Here is an 18,739-nt window from a genome sequence, read left to right as displayed (position 1 = left end):
CCAGGGCTTTACATGCCAGGCGGGTGATAAAGCCAGTGTTACTCACTGGCCTGTAATAAATGTTGTTTGTTCCGTGCACGGCTACCCGGCCGCAAACGGTCAAAAAACAGGAACACCACCGGAGTGGTATACAGTGTTAATAGTTGGCTCACTACTAAACCGCCCACAATGGTAATCCCCAGTGGCTGGCGTAATTCAGCGCCATCACCGGTTGCCATCACCAGCGGTAATGCGCCAAAAATGGACGCCAGCGTTGTCATCATAATGGGCCTGAAACGCAGCAGGCAGGCCTGGAAAATGGCATCCTGCGCGGAAACATTGCTGTTACGCATGGCTTCAAGGGCAAAATCAACCAGCATAATGGCGTTTTTCTTGACGATACCAATCAGCAACATAATGCCAATAAGCGCAATCAGGCTAAAGGGGGTACTGAACATCTGTAACGCCAGTAATGCCCCGACACCGGCCGAAGGCAATGTAGAAAGAATGGTGAGTGGGTGAACATAACTTTCATACAGCATACCCAACACAATATAGACAGTAGCAATTGCCGCCAGAATTAAAATCAGCTGGGAGTTCATTGTTTGCTGGAAGATTTGTGCAGTGCCCGCCCAGCTACCACGTACACTGGAAGGTACGCCCAACGCTGTCATGGTGCGCTCTATGGCATCACTGGCTTGCGACAAAGACACGCCATCGGGCAGGTTAAATGCAATAGTTGAAGCGGCAGAAAGGCCCTGGTGGTTAACTGACAACGGGGCATTTGCGGGCAACCATTTAGCAAACCAGGACAGTGGAACAGGCTTGCCTTCACTGTTGATAATAAACATTTTTTCCAGCGCACTGGCATCCTGGGTATAGCGAGGGTCAACCTCCATCACCACTTTGTACTGGTTCATGGGCTGGTAGATGGTTGAAATCTGGCGTTGCCCGAAAGCATTGTTAAGCAGGCTATTGGCATCAGCCACGTTGATCCCCAGGCGTGATAACGTTGCCCGGTCATAGGTTAGCGCCAGCTCCGAGCCTTTATCCTGCTGGTCTGAGTTGACATCAGTGAGTTCCGGCAGGGCAGCCAGTGCCTGGCGAATTTTCGGCTCCCAGGTGCGCAGGGCGCCCAGGTCATCAGACAAAAGAGTGTACTGGTAACTGGCATTTGCCTGGCGCCCACCCACTCTTAAATCCTGCATTGCCATCAAGAACAGTGTGGCACCAGGCTCTTTTGCCAGTTTTACCCGCAGGCGGTCAATCACTTGTTGCGCCGTCTCTTTGCGTTCGCTACGTGGCTTCAGCGAGATAAACATCATGCCGCTGTTAACCCGTGAACCCCCGGTAAAGCCGGTAACATTATCCACTGCCGGGTCTTCACGGATGATTTTCATGAAGTCCTGTAATTTGCCGCGCATCGCCTGAAAAGAGATACTCTGGTCGGCACGGATATTCCCCATGATTCGCCCGGTATCTTGTTCGGGCATCAGGGTTTTGGGTACTGCGATATACAGCCAGATATTGAGCCCGATAGTCGCCAGCAGCAAAACACCCACCAGGCGTTTGTATTTCAGTGCCACCGCGAGCGAGCGGGCATAACCACCCTGTACGGCCAGCATCAACCGCCCGGCACCTTGCCGTTTAGCGCCAGGTTTGGGGTTTTTAAGCAGCCACCCGCACATCATGGGGGTGAGGGTCAGAGAAACCACCATGGAGATGGCAATAGAAACCGAAAGCGTGACGGCAAATTCGCGGAATAACCTGCCTGGCAAACCGCCCATCAGCAATAACGGCAGGAACACGGCTACCAGCGATACACTCATGGAAAGCACGGTGAATCCCACTTCACGAGCACCTTGTAACGCAGCCTGCAGCGGCTTCACCCCAGCTTCCAGGTGCCTTGAGATATTTTCCAGCACCACAATGGCATCATCCACCACAAAGCCAGTGGCAATAGTGAGTGCCATCAAGGAGAGGTTATTCAGGCTGAAACCGCACAAGTACATCGCGGCGAAAGTGCCTATCAGGGAAACAGGCACAGCCACTGCAGGAATTAACGTTGCCGGGCCGGAGCGCAGGAACAGGAATACCACCAGAATAACCAGCGCTACGGAAATACACAGCGCCTGTTCGACTTCGGCGAGTGAAGCCCGAATAGTGGGCGAGGAATCTTGTGCTATATGAACATTAACGGCCGCCGGGATAGTTTGCTCCAGCTCAGGCAGGCGGGCACGGATCCGGTCTACGGTCTGGATAATATTGGCTTCAGGCAGTTTACGGATCATCAGCAATATAGCTGGCTGGGCGTTGGTCATCCCGGCATTGCGCACATTCTGCACCGAATCAGTGACATTCGCTACATCAGCCAGGCGCACAGCGGCACCATTGTTGTAATGAATAATCAGCGGGCGATATTCAGCAGCCGTTTTTAGTTCATCATTGGTTTGTAACTGCCAGCGGTGCGTGCTGTCTTCGATTGCCCCCTGGGGTTTGCGCACATTAGCGTTACTGATAGCAGTTCGCACTGCATCCAGCGAAACACCCTGGTTAAACAGTGCTTGTGGGTTTAAATCCACCCGAATAGCTGGCAATGAACTACCGCCAACATCCACATCGCCAACGCCATCTATTTGCGCAATATTTTGTGCCAGTTGTGTGGAGGCAAAATCATATAATTCCCCCTGCGATAGTGTGTCGGATGTGAGCGTCAGAATCATGATGGGCATATCTGACGGGTTAGCTTTACGGTAAGTTGGCCGCGAGGGCATGCCGGTTGGCAACAAACTTTGCGCGGCATTAATCGCCGCCTGCACATCCCGCGCAGCGCCGTTAATATCCCGGCTGAGTTCAAATTGCAGAATGATTCTGGTGCTACCCAGCGAACTGGTGGACGTCATTTCGTTGATGCCAGCTATCCGGCCCAACGAACGTTCCAACGGTGTGGCTACCGACGATGCCATGGTTTCTGGCGAAGCACCAGGTAGTGATGCGTTCACCATAATCACCGGGAAATCCACCTGGGGCAGGGGGGCGACGGGCAACAGCCGAAACCCCAAAACCCCGCACAGCGTTATCGCCACTGAAATCAAAATGGTGGCGACAGGGCGGTAGATAAACAGAGCAAAAAAGCGCACTCAGGCCTCCTCGTGGCGCGGCAAACGGCTACGCAGCCAGTGAGAAAGTCGGTCGAACAGCAAATAGATAACCGGCGTGGTAAACAGTGTCAGCACCTGGCTGACCAACAAACCGCCTACCATACCTATACCCAGCGGGCGGCGCAGTTCAGCACCTACGCCAGTACTGAGCATGAGCGGCAAAGCCCCAAGCAGGGCGGCAAGCGTGGTCATCAGAATAGGGCGAAAACGCAGCAAGCAGGCCTGGTAAATAGCCTCGCGTGGTGGCATGCCTTGCTCACGCTCTGCTGCCAGCGCAAAATCTATCATCATGATGGCGTTTTTCTTCACGATACCAATCAGCAAAATAATGCCGATTATCGCAATCACATCCAGCTCATAACCTGAAACCAGAAATGCCAGTAGCGCCCCCAGCCCCGCCGTGGGTAATGTGGAGAGAATAGTAATTGGGTGAATAAAGCTCTCGTAAAGAATGCCCAGCACTATATACATTGCGGCAATGGCAGCAATAATCAGCCACACGGTGCTACTCAGCGCGGCCTGGAACGCCAATGTACTGCCCTGGAATGCGGTCATGATGTCTGCCGGGAAATCCATCTCTTTTTCTGCTGCCAGTATGGCGTCCACGGCTTCACCCAATGAAGCGTCTTTTGCCACATTGAATGAGATAGTGGTGGAAGGAAACTGGTCCAGGTGGTTGATGGTAAGCGGCATATGGCGTTGCTCAACCTGGGCAATGGCGCTCAGCGGAACCATTCCACCATCGCTGCTCACCAGGTGAATACCATTAAGCGCATCCAGCCCCGGTGTGTTGCGGGTGTCATGTTCGAGCACCACACGATACTGGTTCGATTGGGTATAAATGGTGGATATCAGCCGCTGGCCGAAGGCGTTGTACAGTGCATTGTCAACATCAGCCATCGAAATACCCAGGCGGCTTGCGCTATCGCGATCCACCTTCACCATGGCCTGTAAGCCCTGATCCTGCCAGTCGCTGCTGACATCTGCCAGTTCGGGCAGCGTTTTAAGTTGTGCCATTAGCCTGGGCACCCAAGTGCTCAGGGCATCCAGCGTATTGGCCTGCAATGTAAACTGGTATTGCGTACGGCTGACTGTGGTATCAATCGTCAAGTCTTGTACGGGTTGCAGGTACAGTGTGACACCGGGCAGTGTCGCCACTTTATCCTGCAGGCGCTGTATCACTTCGGTAACCCTGTCATCCCGTTCACTGAGGGGTTTCAGGTTTATCTGGATACGTGCGCTGTTCAGTGCCGGGTTGGTGCCATCGACCCCCACAAAACTGGTCATGCTTGCTACATCCGGGTCTTTTAGCAGCAGGTCTGCCACCTGAGCCTGGCGCTGAGACATACTGGCAAAAGAGGCCGACTGGGGTGCCTGCAAGGTTCCCTGAATAATGCCGTTATCCTGTACAGGGAAAAAGCCTTTGGGTATCCAGACCCAGAGTAAAATGGTGAGCACCAGGGTACCAAATGCTACGCTCAGCGTGAGCCACGGGTGCAGTAATACCCGGTTAAGCGCACGGCCATAACCTGCAATAACCCATTCAAAGAAACGCTCACAGGCCAGTGAAAAACGGTTTTGTTTGCGCAGTGATTCATGGCTGAGCATACGAGCGCACATCATGGGCGTTAAGGTCAGTGAAACCACGGCTGAAATCAAAATGGCGACGGCCAGAGTGATGGCAAATTCCCGAAATAACCTGCCTACAATGTCACCCATAAACAACAACGGAATAAGTACCGCAATCAGTGACACAGTGAGTGAGATAATGGTAAAGCCGATTTCCCCAGCCCCTTTCAGGGCGGCCGCCAGCGGTTTTTCGCCTTTCTCGATATACCGGGAAATATTTTCAATCACGACGATCGCATCGTCCACCACGAACCCGGTGGCGATAGTCAACGCCATGAGGGTCAGGTTGTTGATGGAGAAATCGAGGAACACCATGACTGCAAAAGTCCCCACCAGGGAAAGTGGTACGGCCACCGCAGGGATAATCGTCGCCGGAACATTGCGCAAAAACAGGTAGATAATCATGACAACCAGCGCGATGGCCAGCATCAGTTCCGACTGGGTATCTTCTACTGAAGCACGAATATTATTGGTACGGTCCGCTACCAGCGTCAGGTGAACAGATTTGGGCAGGCTTTCCTTCAGGCCGGGTAATAACGCACGAATACTGTCGGCAGTTTCAATAATGTTAGCACCGGGCTGGCGCTGGACATTCATCACAATAGCGGGTTCATGATTCGACCACGCACCAAGCCAGGCATTTTCTGCACCCTGTTCAACGGCCGCGACATCGCCAAGCCGTACGGCAGCCCCGTTAACATACGCAATAATCAGGTCCCGGTATTCTTGTACCGTTTTCATCTGGTCGTTGGCGGAAATCGTAATTGCACGCTCCGGGCCATCCAGACTACCGGTGGCGGAATTCACGTTTGCCTTGCTGATAGCACTGCGTACCGTTTCGGTACTGATACCCAGCCCAGCCAGAGCCTGTGCATTCAGCTTGACCCGTACGGCCGGGCGTTGCCCGCCAGAAACCCCAACCATACCCACGCCATTTACTTGCGCTATCTTTTGGGCAATACGGGTTTCTACCAGATCCTGCACCTGGGTCATGGGCAAGGCGGAAGAGGTGACAGCCAGTGTCATTATTGGCGGATCCGCCGGGTTAACTTTGCTGTAAACCGGCGGGTTAGGCAGGTCATCAGGCAGTAAACTGGTGGCAGCGTTAATAGCGGCCTGAACTTCCTGTTCGGCAACATCAAGCGGCAGAGTTAACTGGAACTGCAACGTCACAACCGAAGCACCACCGGCGCTTTGTGATGACATTTGTTTCAGGCCGGACATTTGGCCAAATTGCCGCTCCAGCGGCGCAGTAATGGCGGATGTCACGACATCAGGGCTGGCACCTGGGTAGAGAGTGACAACCTGGATTGTTGGGTAGTCTACTTCTGGCAAGGCCGAAACAGGCAAAAAGCGGTAACCGATAATCCCTGCAAGCAAAATTGCCACCATAAACAGCGTGGTGGCAACGGGGCGCAGAATAAATTGCCGGGAAGGCCCACCGGTAGCGTTAGGCGGTAATACCTGCATCAGGAGCGCTCTCCTTTATGCTGGCCTGTGTGCGCTTTCCGGGTTTCCGATTTGGGGGAAATAGCCTGGTCTGTGGCGCTCTGTGGGGCAACCACCTCAACCGTTACACCTTCTGTTAACCGGTCGATACCATCTGTCACCACACGGTCACCGGCAGAAAGCCCGGCAGTAATTACCACCTGCTGGTTATCTTCGATTCCTGGTGTTACCAGGTGTTTACTGACTTTATTCTCGCTGTTCAGCACCCAGACAAAATGACCTTCATTACCCATTTGCAGAGCGGCAACGGGTATCACAACAGCATTTTGCTGGGTGTCCACTAACATGCGTGCGTTCACAAACTGATTGGGAAACAGGGCGTCATCATCATTAGTAAAGCGCGCTTTGAGTTTAATCGTGCCAGTTGTGGCATCAATCTGGTTATCAAGGCTCAGTAATTCGCCACTGGCAAGCTTCTTCGTGTTAGTGCGGTCCCACGCGTCTACTTCGAGGGTTTTGCCTGCATGTTGTGCCGCGACAATTTGTGCAATATTGCTTTCAGGGAGTGTGAAAATAACATCGATGGGATGGGTTTGGGTAATAACCACAATGCCGGTAGTATCGCCGGTAGAGATTTGGTTGCCAATATCTACTTGTTTCAAGCCAACGCGCCCGGAAATAGGGGCAGTGATACGGCTCCAGCTAAGTTGTAACCGGGCGCTGGCAACCGACGCATGGTCTGCTTTCACTGTGCCTGTACTTTCAGCCACCAGGGCCTGCTGTGCATCCAGCTCCTGTCGGGAAACCAGGCTGGTTTTGGCCAGTTGTTGGTAACGCGCCAAATCGCGCCGGGCATTTGCCAGAGTCGCCTGGTCCTTTGCCAACTGGCCTTCTGCTTGCTCAAGTGCAACGGTAAATTCGCTTGGGTCAATTTCTGCCAGCAGGTCTCCTGCTTTCACTTGCTGGCCTTCTTTAAAGTGGATGGCAATTAACTGCCCGCTCACCCGGCTGCGAACTGTAGCGGTATTGGCGGCAGTAACAGTGCCAAGGCCACTGAGATAATGCGGAACGGCCTGGTTTTGAGCAATGGCGGCCTGTACCGGAGCCAGGGGGCGCATACCGTGGCGCCCATTTCCACTTGAGTGTGACTGCCTTGCTTTATTTTCAGCCTGCCCGGCAGCACTTCCTGTCTGCCTGGAATACCAAATGGCGGCAATAATAATGGCGATAATAAGCCCAGCACCAAAATACCAGCGTGTTTTTGTCGCGCTCTTCATGGAGTTGTTGTCTCTTCCTTAAAACCAGTGGGCGTTAATCATACTAGTTTAAAGAGGCGGGAACCTATAAAAATGAAGGAAAAATGGAAGACTGTATGGAACAGTCTGGAACGCAGTTTTATATCACAAAAATATTTTCGAGCGGGCTCGTAATAAGCGCTACAGGCATACAGAAATGCATAACGGGCGGCGAATCACAGGCCCTAAAAGTGTAATTTGCACTTTTAGGGCCTGGTGGCGGGGTTGTGAAATTTAGCGGAAAATAACCTCTGCCCAGCGGGCAAGGCCTGCGGTAACGGAGCCAAAATCATCCCCACCGACAATGGCGATACCTGGTAGTGCTTGCTGCAAAGCCTGGCGAATAATAGGGGAGCGTGCGCTGCCGCCAGTCAGGTAGATGACATCCGGTTGAGTATCTGCCTGGCTCAGTGCCAGGTTTACCTGTTCAAGAATACGTTGCAACGGTTGCTCAATTGCGCTTTCAAGCTCTGTTTTATGGGTGCCCACAGCTAACGAATCTGCAATAAAATCAAGCGTTGTGCCGGTCTCATCTGCCTGGGAAAGGGCTATTTTTGCCTCTTCAGCGCTACGCACCAGGCGGTAACTCAGGCGGTTGCGCCACACTTTCAACAGGCGAGTGACTTGTTCAGGTTCGCGGGCATCACGAATCAGGGTCTGCAACAGCAGCCCGGTTTCTTTGCTGTAGAACTCAGTTTGTGCAGGAACATCGTTTATCGCGACAGCATTCCACCAGGGAAGAATGGGCAACGCAATGCCTTTTTCGGTGAGCCCACCCATGCCCAGAGCGGGCATTAACTGGCGAAATGCCAGCATGATATCCAGATCATTCCCCCCAACACGGCAACCACTGTGCCCAATCAGGCTGGATTCGCGGGAAGACTGGTGGTGCCATTGCGGGCCCATTAACAGAAAAGAACAGTCGGTGGTACCGCCACCAATATCCACGACTAACACACGCTGTTCATGGCTCAGTGAGGCTTCGTAATCAAGCCCGGCGGCAACCGGTTCAAACTGGAATTCAACATCGCTGAAACCAGCACGCGCCGCTGCTCGAGCCAGGATCCCTTGCGCTTGTTGGTTAGCGTCTTCGCCCCCCAACCCCTGGAAGTTAATCGGGCGGCCAATAACCGCCTGGCTAATCGTTTCCTGTAACTGGCTTTCGGCTTGCTGGCGTATATGGCGCATCATGGCGCACACCAGGTCTTCAAACAGCGCCACTTGCTGGGGTTTTAACCCAGATGCGCCAAGAAATGATTTAGGCGATTTTACAAACCAGACTTCTTCCGGGTCTTCAATATATTGGCGCAATGATGTCAGGCCGAACTGGACACACTGTGCGGTTACATCAATATCTTCCAGGCGGTTAGCGCTGATAGCACGGCGTAACAAGGCCGCAGACTCAGCATCTTCAAAACTCACTTGTTGATGGCGATAAAGCCACTCACTGACTGCTTCACGTGTGGGCGCACTCAGCATAGAAGGCAATAAAACACTGTCGCCCTCCAGCTTCAACATTGTGGGCTTGCCATCACGCATAACTGCTACGGAGCAGTTCGCTGTACCGTAATCAAAACCAATAAACATAATGCCTCGTTATCCCCATGCCAGTGAAGAAGGGGCAGGACTTTAGCGGAATGTGGCACTGACAGCAAATGGAATATAGGGGAAACAGGAGTGCGCTACAGAGGAAGTCAGCTGCTGGTTATTATGCTTTATGTGCTATTGATTGCTGCCCGAATAACACAGCGACCCGGTTAGTGCTTTTTAACACCCGGTTTGATGGTTATCTCTGGGGCAGTGACATGGGGTTTTTCTACTACCGGGCCATTGATTTTAGGGCCTTCCACATGGGGCTTTTCAACCCGTACACCACGAACGCCCACCTTAACTTGTGGCCCAACAACACGGGGCTTTTCAATGGTTGGCTTTTCTATCCCGCCTTTATCGATGCTCCCGCCAGTTACCTCAACACTGGCAAAAGCGAAGGGCGTAAGCAGCAGAGCCACCAGGGTGGGCAGAAAAATACGTTTTTTGTTCATAAAAAAATCCGTTGCAGAAAATGGCAGTAAACGCAGGCTACACAATAATATTCGCACAATTGAATTATGCTTTGTGTATGGTGCCTGCGCGGTGTATACGTTACCTGATTAATTATTATAATACACTGCGTTCATTTCATTGCTGTTTTAAATCACTCTTTATCCGGCGACTTGTTTTTCTATTTGTTTTTTCAATGCTTATTAAAAATATCAAGTGTGAATTAAAGGTAATATTAATTTCAATAAATAGAGTTAGTAATAATAATCACGGCACAACCCAAAATGCAGGTTGTGCCACAGGTGGTAATTAATAACTACTTTTCCCGTTTTTTTGCGCGGTAATCTGCTGCGGTTTAAATATTGCCAGCCGGTTATCCAGTGCCTGGGTGTACAACATGGTATCCACACCCACGGCTACAAATGTGGCACCCCATTCAATCACCTTGTGAGCCATTTCCGGGTCAACAGCAAGAAAGCCGGCGGCTTTTCCCGACTGGCATATACGCTTAATTGTTTGTTCGATAATAGCCATGACCTCCGGGTGGTTGGCGTTATCCGGGTGGCCCAGAGAGGCAGAAAGGTCTGCTGGGCCAATAAACACACCATCGATGCCTTCGACATCCAAAATGGCATCCAGGTTTTCCAGCGCAGTTTTACTCTCAACCTGAATCAGTAAACATAACGCACTATTCACCTGAGCCATGTAGTTTTCTATTCGCCCCCAGCGGGCAGCCCTGGCAACACTGGCTCCAACTCCACGGACACCTTCCGGGGGGTAACGTGTGGCGGCAACAACATCACGGGCCTGTTCCGCTGTATCTACCATCGGCACCAGAATAGTTTGGGCACCAATATCCAGTACCTGCTTAATTAAGGCATGGCTGCCTTCTACCGGGCGAATAACCGGTTCACTGTCATAGGGGGCAACAGCCTGCAACTGATGGTAGAGATCCTGTACTGTATTCGGTGCGTGTTCACCATCAATTAACAGCCAGTCGTAGCCCGCTGTGGCAGCAATTTCTGCCATATAACTGGTTGTGCTGCTTAACCACAATCCAACCTGGCATTCACCCCGGCTCAGCGCGGTTTTAAAAGGATTACACAATGTGTTTTTCATATTTGTGTTTTTCATATTTGTTCCTCGTTAGACGGGAGTAAATCATTTACTGGTGTGAGACGCCGCCGGGTTATGGCTAAGCGGCTTTTTTGGGGTACGCAGGCTGACAATCGCCAGGGAGCCCAGCAACGCGATGGCCGCCAGTGTCAACAGGCCTGCCGCCGGGAAACCAAACCGTGCTTCTGCTTCCACACGAATCAGCGGAGCGAGAAAACCGCCCACAGCACCAAACAGGTTAATAAACCCAATTCCTGCTGCCAGGGCTGTACCTGAAAGCAACTGAGTGGGTATCGTCCAGAAAACGGGTTGTACTGCGATAAAACCAATGGCAGCAAAACACAGGGCAATAATGGCAGCCACCGGGCCGACAAGACCGGAAATACCAATTCCCAATGCGGCAAGAAGCAGAGTGGTCGCGGCAGTTAGCCTACGCTCACCGGTTTTGTCGGAGTAGCGCGGAATTAGCCAGGTTCCAAACAAGGCTGCAACCCAGGGAATAGCGGTAACAACTGAAGCGGTAAAACCCACTTTGGTGCCAAGCAGGGCAGCAACCTGGCTGGGTAAAAAGAAAATAAGCCCGTATACCGCAATCTGAATAGTCATGTAGATAAGGGCAAGGTGCCACACCCGTGAATTTTTAAGCGCAACACTGAATCGGGATGTGAGTTTAGTTTCCTCTTCACTGGCCAGTTGGCGAATGAGCGCCTGCTTTTCATCATGGCTTAAAAAGCGTGCCTGCTCAGGTGTATTATCTAAATACAGGAAGGTGAAAACACCAGCGACCACGGCCAGCAAACCTTCAATAATAAACATCCAGAACCAGCCAGCGAACCCCATAAAGCCATGCATTTCCAGCAAAGCTCCCGATAGTGGTGAACCCAGGGTTAATGCCAGAGGTGCCCCCATATAAAACAGCCCCATAATTGCTGCGCGGTTTTGTTGCGGAAACCACTGAGAGGTCAGGTAAATCATTCCAGGGAAAAAACCGGCTTCGGCAGCACCGAGCAACGTACGTACCAGTAGAAACTTTGCTTCTGTATCTGCAAAGGCCATTGCTGCAGAAAGCGCTCCCCACACAAGCGTAGTGCCGCCAATCCAGGTACGTGCGCCTATTTTGCGCATCATCAGGTTAGCGGGCACACCCAACAGGGCATACACCACAAAAAAGATCCCCGCACCCAGTGCATAAGCTTCATTACTCAGCCCGGTATCCAACTGGTAGGCTTCTTTGGCGAAACCAATATTCGATCTGTCCAAAAACGACAGGACATAAAGTGCCAGCATAAATGGCAGCAAGCGGGCACGGTTTTTCTTCACTGCGCTGTCAAGATGCAGATTCATAATAGAATTCCTCAATGGAGAGGTGAGCAGCTGGTATTAACGCCAGCCGCTTCGTGGCTTTAATAACGACTTAAATTAATGAGAATAAGGGCGCTTCATGGCGCAATCGCGGTTGAGTTCAACACCAAAACCGGGTTTATCCAGCACAGACTGGTGAATACGCCCATTTACTGGGACAGGTTCATTAAGCAAGATAGGGTCGAACTGCGGGCGTAACGTTGCGCAGTCAGGGCTGGTCATGAGAAATTCACTGAACGGCGTATTAGTAAAGGTAATCACCGCGTGGTGTGAATAAACAGAAGAACCATGAGGCACCACCAACTGCCCGCGGGATTTGGCAATCGCAGCTATCTCCAGCAGGGTCGTTAACCCGCCACACCAGCCGACATCGGGTTGCATAATATCAATTCCCGTCTCCGAAAGGGTACGGAAGGATTGTAGTGTTCCGTGATGTTCACCACTGGTCACCATCATTCCCGGGGGGACAGCACGTTTCAGTTCACGGTAACCTTCGAATTGTTGTGGCGGCAGGCACTCTTCAATCCACTTCAAATTATAGGGCGCACAGGCATGGGCAAGGCGGGTTGCATAATTCACATCCTGGCTCATCCAGCAGTCCAGCATCAGCCAAAAATCAGGCCCGCATTTTTCCCGGTATTCAGCAACCATGGCGGCATCTTTGCGGATACCGGCATCACCATCGTGTGGGCCCCAGTGAGTGGGCATTTTCCCGCCAATAAACCCCATTTCTTTAGCGAGATCCGGGCGGGCTCCGGTTGCATAGAACTGAATTTCATCGCGTACCGCACCACCCAGAAGGCGAAATACAGGCAAGCCAACAACTTTGCCATACAGATCCCACAGCGCCAAATCCACGCAGGAAATGGTGTTCATCACCAAACCGCCAGACCCAGAGTAGAATTGTGTGGCGCACAGCATCTGGTCATGTATTAATTTAATATCACTGACGCATTTCCCTTCAATAAATCGGTTTAAATGCTTCTCGACAATAAAACAACCCATCTCACCAGCAGTAGAAACAGCAAATCCTGTCTGGCCATTATCGGCTTCAACTTCAACAATTAATGTACCAAGCACATTAATACCAAATGACTGGCGAGATTGTTCATAGTCTTTATATTTGCTCATGGGGGTTGCAATATGGTCATCAATCCAGTGATTACCTTGCTGATCATGATAATCAGCCCCGCCAGCACCAGCATCTGCTGTTGCTCCTCCACAGAAAAAAGCACGGATTTGTTTAATTTTTGGTAGGGTCATTGTTATTTCTCCATTATTACAAAAATAATCAGGATGCTTTTAATTCCAGCGGGCTACGCCATCCCAGTTTTCTGGAAATATTTTTGGCACAAGCAATCGCTTTGCTGGCGAAAAAGTCCTGATTATCCGGATTTATTTGTAAACGTGTGCCGACAACTGAAATGGCAGCTGCAAGTTGATTGCGTGCGTTGAATATTGGCGCAGCAATACAACGGACATCGATATAATCTTCGCCATTATCAAAACTCCAGCCCTGGCGGCGAATACAGGTGAGTTCGTGTTCAAGTTTTTCACGTGAATTGAGCGTGGTGGCAGTGTGGCGAATAAAACTCAGGTGGCTCAGAATTTCTTTCTGCCGGGTGGGTTCCTGCCATGCCAGCAAGCATTTACCAATTCCTGAACTGTATAACGACAGGCTTTTCCCTTCGTGTGAACGTACACTAATTGTTGAGGAAGACTCGATTTTTAGAATGTAATAAGCACTGTCACCATCCATAATGCCCAGGTGGCATAACAGACCCGTTTCTTCCATTAAATGAGTCAGGTCTGGCCGGGAAATATCACGTAAATCCATTTTACTTAGCGCCTGTTCAGACAACTCAACCAGCCTGGTCCATAAGCAATAATTATCCCTGGTGTCGGTGGAAATAAAACGGTGTTTTTTTAATTCAGCTAGTAATAAATATGCTGTGCTTTTGGGAATACCTAATTCAGAAATAATTTTTGCGGCCGGACATGGGCCATATTTGGCAATAACATTAAGGATCTCAATGGCACGAGTAAGCGCTGGAACTTTGCTGTTTTCCATTATGCTGGACTCCGGTCTGTATTAATGGAATCAGTGTGGCGGCGGCGGCGGGGTTTTTTTGTGAAAGACATCAAAGAAAAGACCGGTAAGCCAAAAATGCGCGATGGTGGGCTAATAAATGTGATGAAAGGCACGGATTCTTTTTCAGTCAGTACAGTGGGTTGTACTTAATGACTTTGTTTTTGTGTGGGTAAAAGGGTTTTGTGCTTATTCGGTGACTGGCAGAAGGCCGAAGCAGTTTCGCTTGTCTGTATCACAAGTGATTTCAAGTATAGTAGTGGAGATAATACTGACTCTGTTTATTGCTCACTGCCCGAAGGTGCCCCCATGCTGCCAGCAACCCCTGACGAGATTACTGGTAAAGAGAACAACCTGTTTTTTCTTCAATACCAGCCACCCTATGACTGGGAATGGATGCGCCAATTCCTGGCCGCCCGTGCGGTAGGTGGCCTGGAGTCTGTTACTCAAGAATCGTTCAGCCGTGTGATGGTTATTGGTGGTGTTACCGGGCTGGTGGTTGCCCGGCCTGAACCACAACACAATCGCTTACAGGTGGCGCTAAGCGCCAGCCTGGTTCCGGCAGCCGAAACGGTACTGGCGCGTGTGCGCCACTGGCTTAACCTTGGCCTGAACCCGGAAGAGGTTAATCAGGTGCTGGGGCCACTTGCTGCACTAAACCCCGGTATCCGTATGCCCGGCTGTATCTGCCCTTTTGAGCAAATGGTACGCGCCGTTCTCGGCCAGTTGGTAAGTGTAAAAATGGCGGCACAGCTTGCTACGCGATTGGTGCAGGCCTTCGGTACCGCCAGCGCTCACGGGCAATTGTTCCCGCAGGCAGAGGTACTTGCAGGTTGCGACCCACAGGCCGTCAAAAGTATTGGGATGTCTTTACGACGCGCAGAAACCATTATTACCCTGGCGCAGTCGGTGGTGGCGGGGGAGTTTCCGCTGACCCCACCGGAAGATACCTCTGCAGGCCTGAAACACCTAATGTCCTGGCCGGGTATTGGCCGCTGGACAGCCAGTTATTTTGCCTTGAGAGGCTGGGGAGCACAGGATGTGTTTTTGGAAGATGATTACCTGATCAAACAACGTTTTGCCGGTATGACACCAGGTCAAATACGCCAGTATGCCCAACGCTGGGCTCCCTGGCGTTCACTGGCGTTGCTGCATATCTGGAATAATGCGGGTTGGCAGCCAGAACTCAGTTGATGTGCTGAGCTGTATGCCTTAGTTGATGGCGAAGTAGCTGCCATTAAGCAGCACTTCAAGTGGCTGTTGTGGGCCGATACTGTCGCCGAAGATCAAATCCATACCAATACCAGAAAGTGTATCCATTGTTATTGCCTGGGAAACCGGGCCGCCAATGGTTTGTAATTTCAGGCGTTGTGCATGGCCCTGGATAATGGTCACCATCATTTCATCCATCAGGTTTTCATGAACATGTTGTACCAGTGAGTGCTCCAGTAACACGGCTTTAAATAAATGGCGGGGGATTTGGTTAAATATATCCAGATCATCGCCAACCTGGCTGAGCACCAACATGCAACCGGCATCAACCAGTTGTTCAAGCCCTTGCTTAATATTACCTTCCATTCGGCCAATAACCTGATTTTCGACAATAACCATCAGGCGGGCAGGTGGGTACTGGGTTTCCCGCAATAAGCTCACCAGTGTGTCAACAACCGTACCACTGCTCAACCCGGCAACAGAGAGTGAGAGTGCGACAGTAAAACCTTTAACGATTACCCGGCGCGCATGTTCTTTAAAGAACAGCTCAACCATTCGCAGATCCAGCGCTTTCTGCAGCTCGGCACTGTTCAAACCAGCCCTGAATGGCGTTTCTTCTATCATGTCTCCGGCATTATTCCAAAGCTGAACGCCCAATAAGTAGAAGCTACAGCTTTCTGGTATTCGCGGTGAGGCGACTGGCCGGGCGGTAATCAATACCGGGTTGTGGGAAATAATAGCTTGTTGCTCTTCGGTTGATAGCTGGTCTTTCTTGCGCTGATTAGTGTGCTGTTTCGCTTCAAAGACAGAAACCCGCCCGCGACCACCATTTTTAGATGCATAACAGGCGATATCTGCTTGAGACAGTACCTCGTTGGCATCGTAATTATGTTCATCAACAATGGTGATACCCGCACTGGCACCAACCCGGTAAGTCTGCCCTTCCCAAATAAAGTGATAATCGTTAATCATGCCAGTAATGCGTTCGGCAATGTGGCGGGCACCTTCAACAGAGCAGTCTGGCAACAACAATGCAAATTCGTCGCCACCCAGACGGGCCAGAAAATCGTGGTTACGCAGTAAGCTCAGCATCAGGGTTGCGAGTTCCCGCAACAGACTGTCGCCTGCTGCATGGCCCGCTGTATCGTTCACTGCTTTGAAACGGTCCAGGTCGATAAACACCAGTGCGTGCTGCTGGCGGTTTTCCACCGCACCCGTTAACAGGCGCTTGAGGTGGTTTTCAAAGCTGGCGCGGTTGGCAAGGTGTGTCAGGCCATCGTGTGAAGCACTGTAGGTTAACTGGCGCAGCATTTTGCGTGATTCAGTCACATCATGAATAACCAGCACTGTCCCAATATTTTCGCCATCCAGAGTGCTCAGTGGAGTAATTGAATAGTGGATATCGAAACTGTCACCAGTGCGAGAGTGCAGAACCACATCCTGTTCCATAGCAGAGCGGACGGCATCACCACTGTAGATATTCTCCATTGCCGGGCCGTTATCACCAAAGGTGATCTGCAGCACGGAAAGAATGTACTGCCCAAATGCCTTCTCTTGCGGCCAGCCACTCATTTTTTCCGCAACCGGGTTCATAAACGTGACGCGCATATCAACATCAGTACAGATGACGGCTTCACCGATAGCATCGAGTGTGATGTGCAGGCGTTCTTTTTCCTGATAAAGCGCATCATGCAGTTGCTTAACCTCAGTCATATCCATGCTGATACCCAGGTAACGTTCTACGTTACCTTGCTTATTCAATACCCGGTTAGCCAGTGTACGAATATGGCGAGTGTCATCCTGAACCTGAATGCGGTACTCCACTTTAAAAGGCTCTTTGCGCCGTAATGCGTCTGTCACTTCCATTTTGACTGCTGGTTGGTCATCTGCTACCAGGCAATCCATCCATAACTGGAATGATGGTTTCAAATGTCCTGGTACGCCGTAAAGCTCGAACATGCGTTTGTCCCAGCTAATCTGGTCGTTCAGCATATCCCACTCCCAAATACCGATACCACCGGCTTCATTCGCGAGTGTAATCCGCTCCATCAGGCGTTTATTCATCCATTCGGAGTGTTTCAGATCGTTAATATCTTCAACCTGAGCAATCACATACAGTGGTGAGTTGCTGGTATCACGCACGACGGAAACCGCCAGCAATGCCCAGACAATATTGCCTTTACTGTTGTAATAGCGCTTTTCCATGGAATAACTATTTATTTCGCCACTGAGCAGTTTGTCCATGTATTGCAAATCGGTGTGTAAATCTTCAGGGAAAGTAATTTGCTGGAAAGTGAGATTACGTAGTTGCTCCTGGGTATAGCCCAGAAATTTGCACAACGTTTTGTTGACCTGTAACCAACGACCGTCGACACCGACCAACGCCATGCCAATCGCGGAATGTTCCATAGCATTACGGAAACGGGTTTCACTGGCGGTGATGTTTTTACGCTCTTCACGAAAAGAGTGCATCACCATGGTCATAATATGGGCAGGTAACAGCAGAATCAAAAATGGCAACCATGGGGCGTGGGTATTGATATCTGTGCCGGTAATTAACGCTGAAGGGGTTTGCCCGAGCGCAAACATCAGGGAGATGCCCATTATACTCACCAGTGCCACAGTAAATGCTGCAACCTGCGGCAGGCGAATAGCACTCCACATCAGAAACACGATTACAAAGGTGAAAGGCCACGGCAAAAAGCGCAGAGCCAGGTAGCTCAGCAGCAATGTCGCGGCCATAGTTGCCAGTGTTTCCAGGAAACTGCGGGTACGCAGAAAATGGTGCAAATTCTTGAGCGAAAATTGCAGGCCAATTGGCACAATAGCCAGGCAGCCGATTGCCTCAGAAACCACCCAAACAAAAAAGACATTTAGCGGGTTGTGAGGTGAGGTTGCCAGTAAAACCAGCAAACCGCCAAGAACCGGTGGCACCAGTGCGCTGGCTACGACTAATTTCAGCCAGTCTGGCAGGGAATCCAGGGGGGGATTTCTGGGCAGTAAATATTTCAGTAATAACGCGCCAGTAACCGCTTCAGCCAGGTTGATAACCGGGTAGATAAAGTTCAACTGGTCATGAGCCAGCAGCAAGGTGGATGCAGAAACACTGCCAATAATACAGGCTACAGCAGGAACAGCCCATTTGCGCACCGGGAAACGCCAGAACGCACACATCATAATGGCGCTGGGAAACCACACTGGCGCAAGGTGTGTTGGTGAAAAGAGAAGCTCCAGTGAGAAGGCGGTAAATAGAAAGCTGACAACGCCCAGCCCAAAAAACTGGTTTAACTGAGAAGTCAGGAATCCCCGGGGATGATTATTATTTTTCGTCATTACCACGCAATCCGCACCAATTGCTTCAGAAAGACCCGGCCAGAACACCGAAATAGTAAGAAATCATGCTAGTA

11 protein-coding genes are annotated in these 18,739 nt (G+C 50.9%); 1 reads left to right on the top strand and 10 read right to left on the bottom strand.

Features of this window, described 5'->3' with window-relative positions:
• Positions 1–38 precede the first annotated feature (38 nt).
• The 9 genes from mdtC to LC084_RS10110 form a co-directional block, all read right to left on the bottom strand.
• Entirely contained in the window at positions 39–3,119 is a 3,081-nt protein-coding gene (mdtC, locus tag LC084_RS10150) for a multidrug efflux RND transporter permease subunit MdtC (RefSeq protein ID WP_226571013.1), read from the bottom strand.
• On the bottom strand, positions 3,120–6,239 hold the full coding sequence (locus LC084_RS10145; RefSeq protein ID WP_226571012.1) for an MdtB/MuxB family multidrug efflux RND transporter permease subunit: 3,120 nt from the start codon (positions 6,237–6,239) through the stop codon (positions 3,120–3,122).
• Positions 6,239–7,495: an MdtA/MuxA family multidrug efflux RND transporter periplasmic adaptor subunit gene (locus tag LC084_RS10140; protein WP_226571011.1), complete on the bottom strand. Its 1,257-nt coding sequence runs from the start codon at positions 7,493–7,495 to the stop codon at positions 6,239–6,241. The genes LC084_RS10145 and LC084_RS10140 overlap by 1 nt, the downstream gene beginning before the upstream one ends.
• 252 nt (positions 7,496–7,747) lie before the next feature.
• Complete coding sequence (yegD, locus tag LC084_RS10135; protein ID WP_226571010.1) at positions 7,748–9,100, bottom strand: molecular chaperone; 1,353 nt, start codon at positions 9,098–9,100, stop codon at positions 7,748–7,750.
• Between the two features lie 170 nt (positions 9,101–9,270).
• Positions 9,271–9,555 carry a hypothetical protein gene (locus LC084_RS10130; RefSeq protein ID WP_226571009.1) on the bottom strand — a complete coding sequence of 95 codons (285 nt, stop codon included), beginning with the start codon at positions 9,553–9,555 and terminating at the stop codon, positions 9,271–9,273.
• A gap of 307 nt (positions 9,556–9,862) precedes the next feature.
• The gene (gene yfaU, locus LC084_RS10125) at positions 9,863–10,672 is read right to left on the bottom strand and encodes a 2-keto-3-deoxy-L-rhamnonate aldolase (protein WP_226571206.1); all 810 of its coding nucleotides are present in this window, start codon (positions 10,670–10,672) and stop codon (positions 9,863–9,865) included.
• Between the two features lie 42 nt (positions 10,673–10,714).
• Complete coding sequence (locus LC084_RS10120; RefSeq protein ID WP_226571008.1) at positions 10,715–12,013, bottom strand: MFS transporter; 1,299 nt, start codon at positions 12,011–12,013, stop codon at positions 10,715–10,717.
• Between the two features lie 75 nt (positions 12,014–12,088).
• Entirely contained in the window at positions 12,089–13,294 is a 1,206-nt protein-coding gene (gene rhmD / locus LC084_RS10115) for an L-rhamnonate dehydratase (RefSeq protein ID WP_226571007.1), read from the bottom strand.
• Positions 13,295–13,322: 28 nt separating this feature from the next.
• The gene (locus LC084_RS10110) at positions 13,323–14,105 is read right to left on the bottom strand and encodes an IclR family transcriptional regulator (protein WP_226571205.1); all 783 of its coding nucleotides are present in this window, start codon (positions 14,103–14,105) and stop codon (positions 13,323–13,325) included.
• Positions 14,106–14,429: 324 nt separating this feature from the next.
• Between LC084_RS10110 and alkA the strand changes: the two genes are divergently transcribed.
• On the top strand, positions 14,430–15,314 hold the full coding sequence (gene alkA / locus LC084_RS10105) for a DNA-3-methyladenine glycosylase 2 (protein ID WP_319004402.1): 885 nt from the start codon (positions 14,430–14,432) through the stop codon (positions 15,312–15,314).
• 18 nt (positions 15,315–15,332) lie between these two features.
• Here the strand turns inward: alkA and LC084_RS10100 are convergent, their stop codons facing one another.
• Positions 15,333–18,665: a diguanylate cyclase gene (locus LC084_RS10100; RefSeq protein ID WP_226571006.1), complete on the bottom strand. Its 3,333-nt coding sequence runs from the start codon at positions 18,663–18,665 to the stop codon at positions 15,333–15,335.
• Positions 18,666–18,739: the final 74 nt, after the last annotated feature.

This window comes from Mangrovibacter yixingensis (assembly GCF_020523985.1).
Taxonomy (GTDB): domain Bacteria; phylum Pseudomonadota; class Gammaproteobacteria; order Enterobacterales; family Enterobacteriaceae; genus Mangrovibacter; species Mangrovibacter yixingensis.
This window is presented reverse-complemented; position numbering and strand designations above follow the sequence as displayed.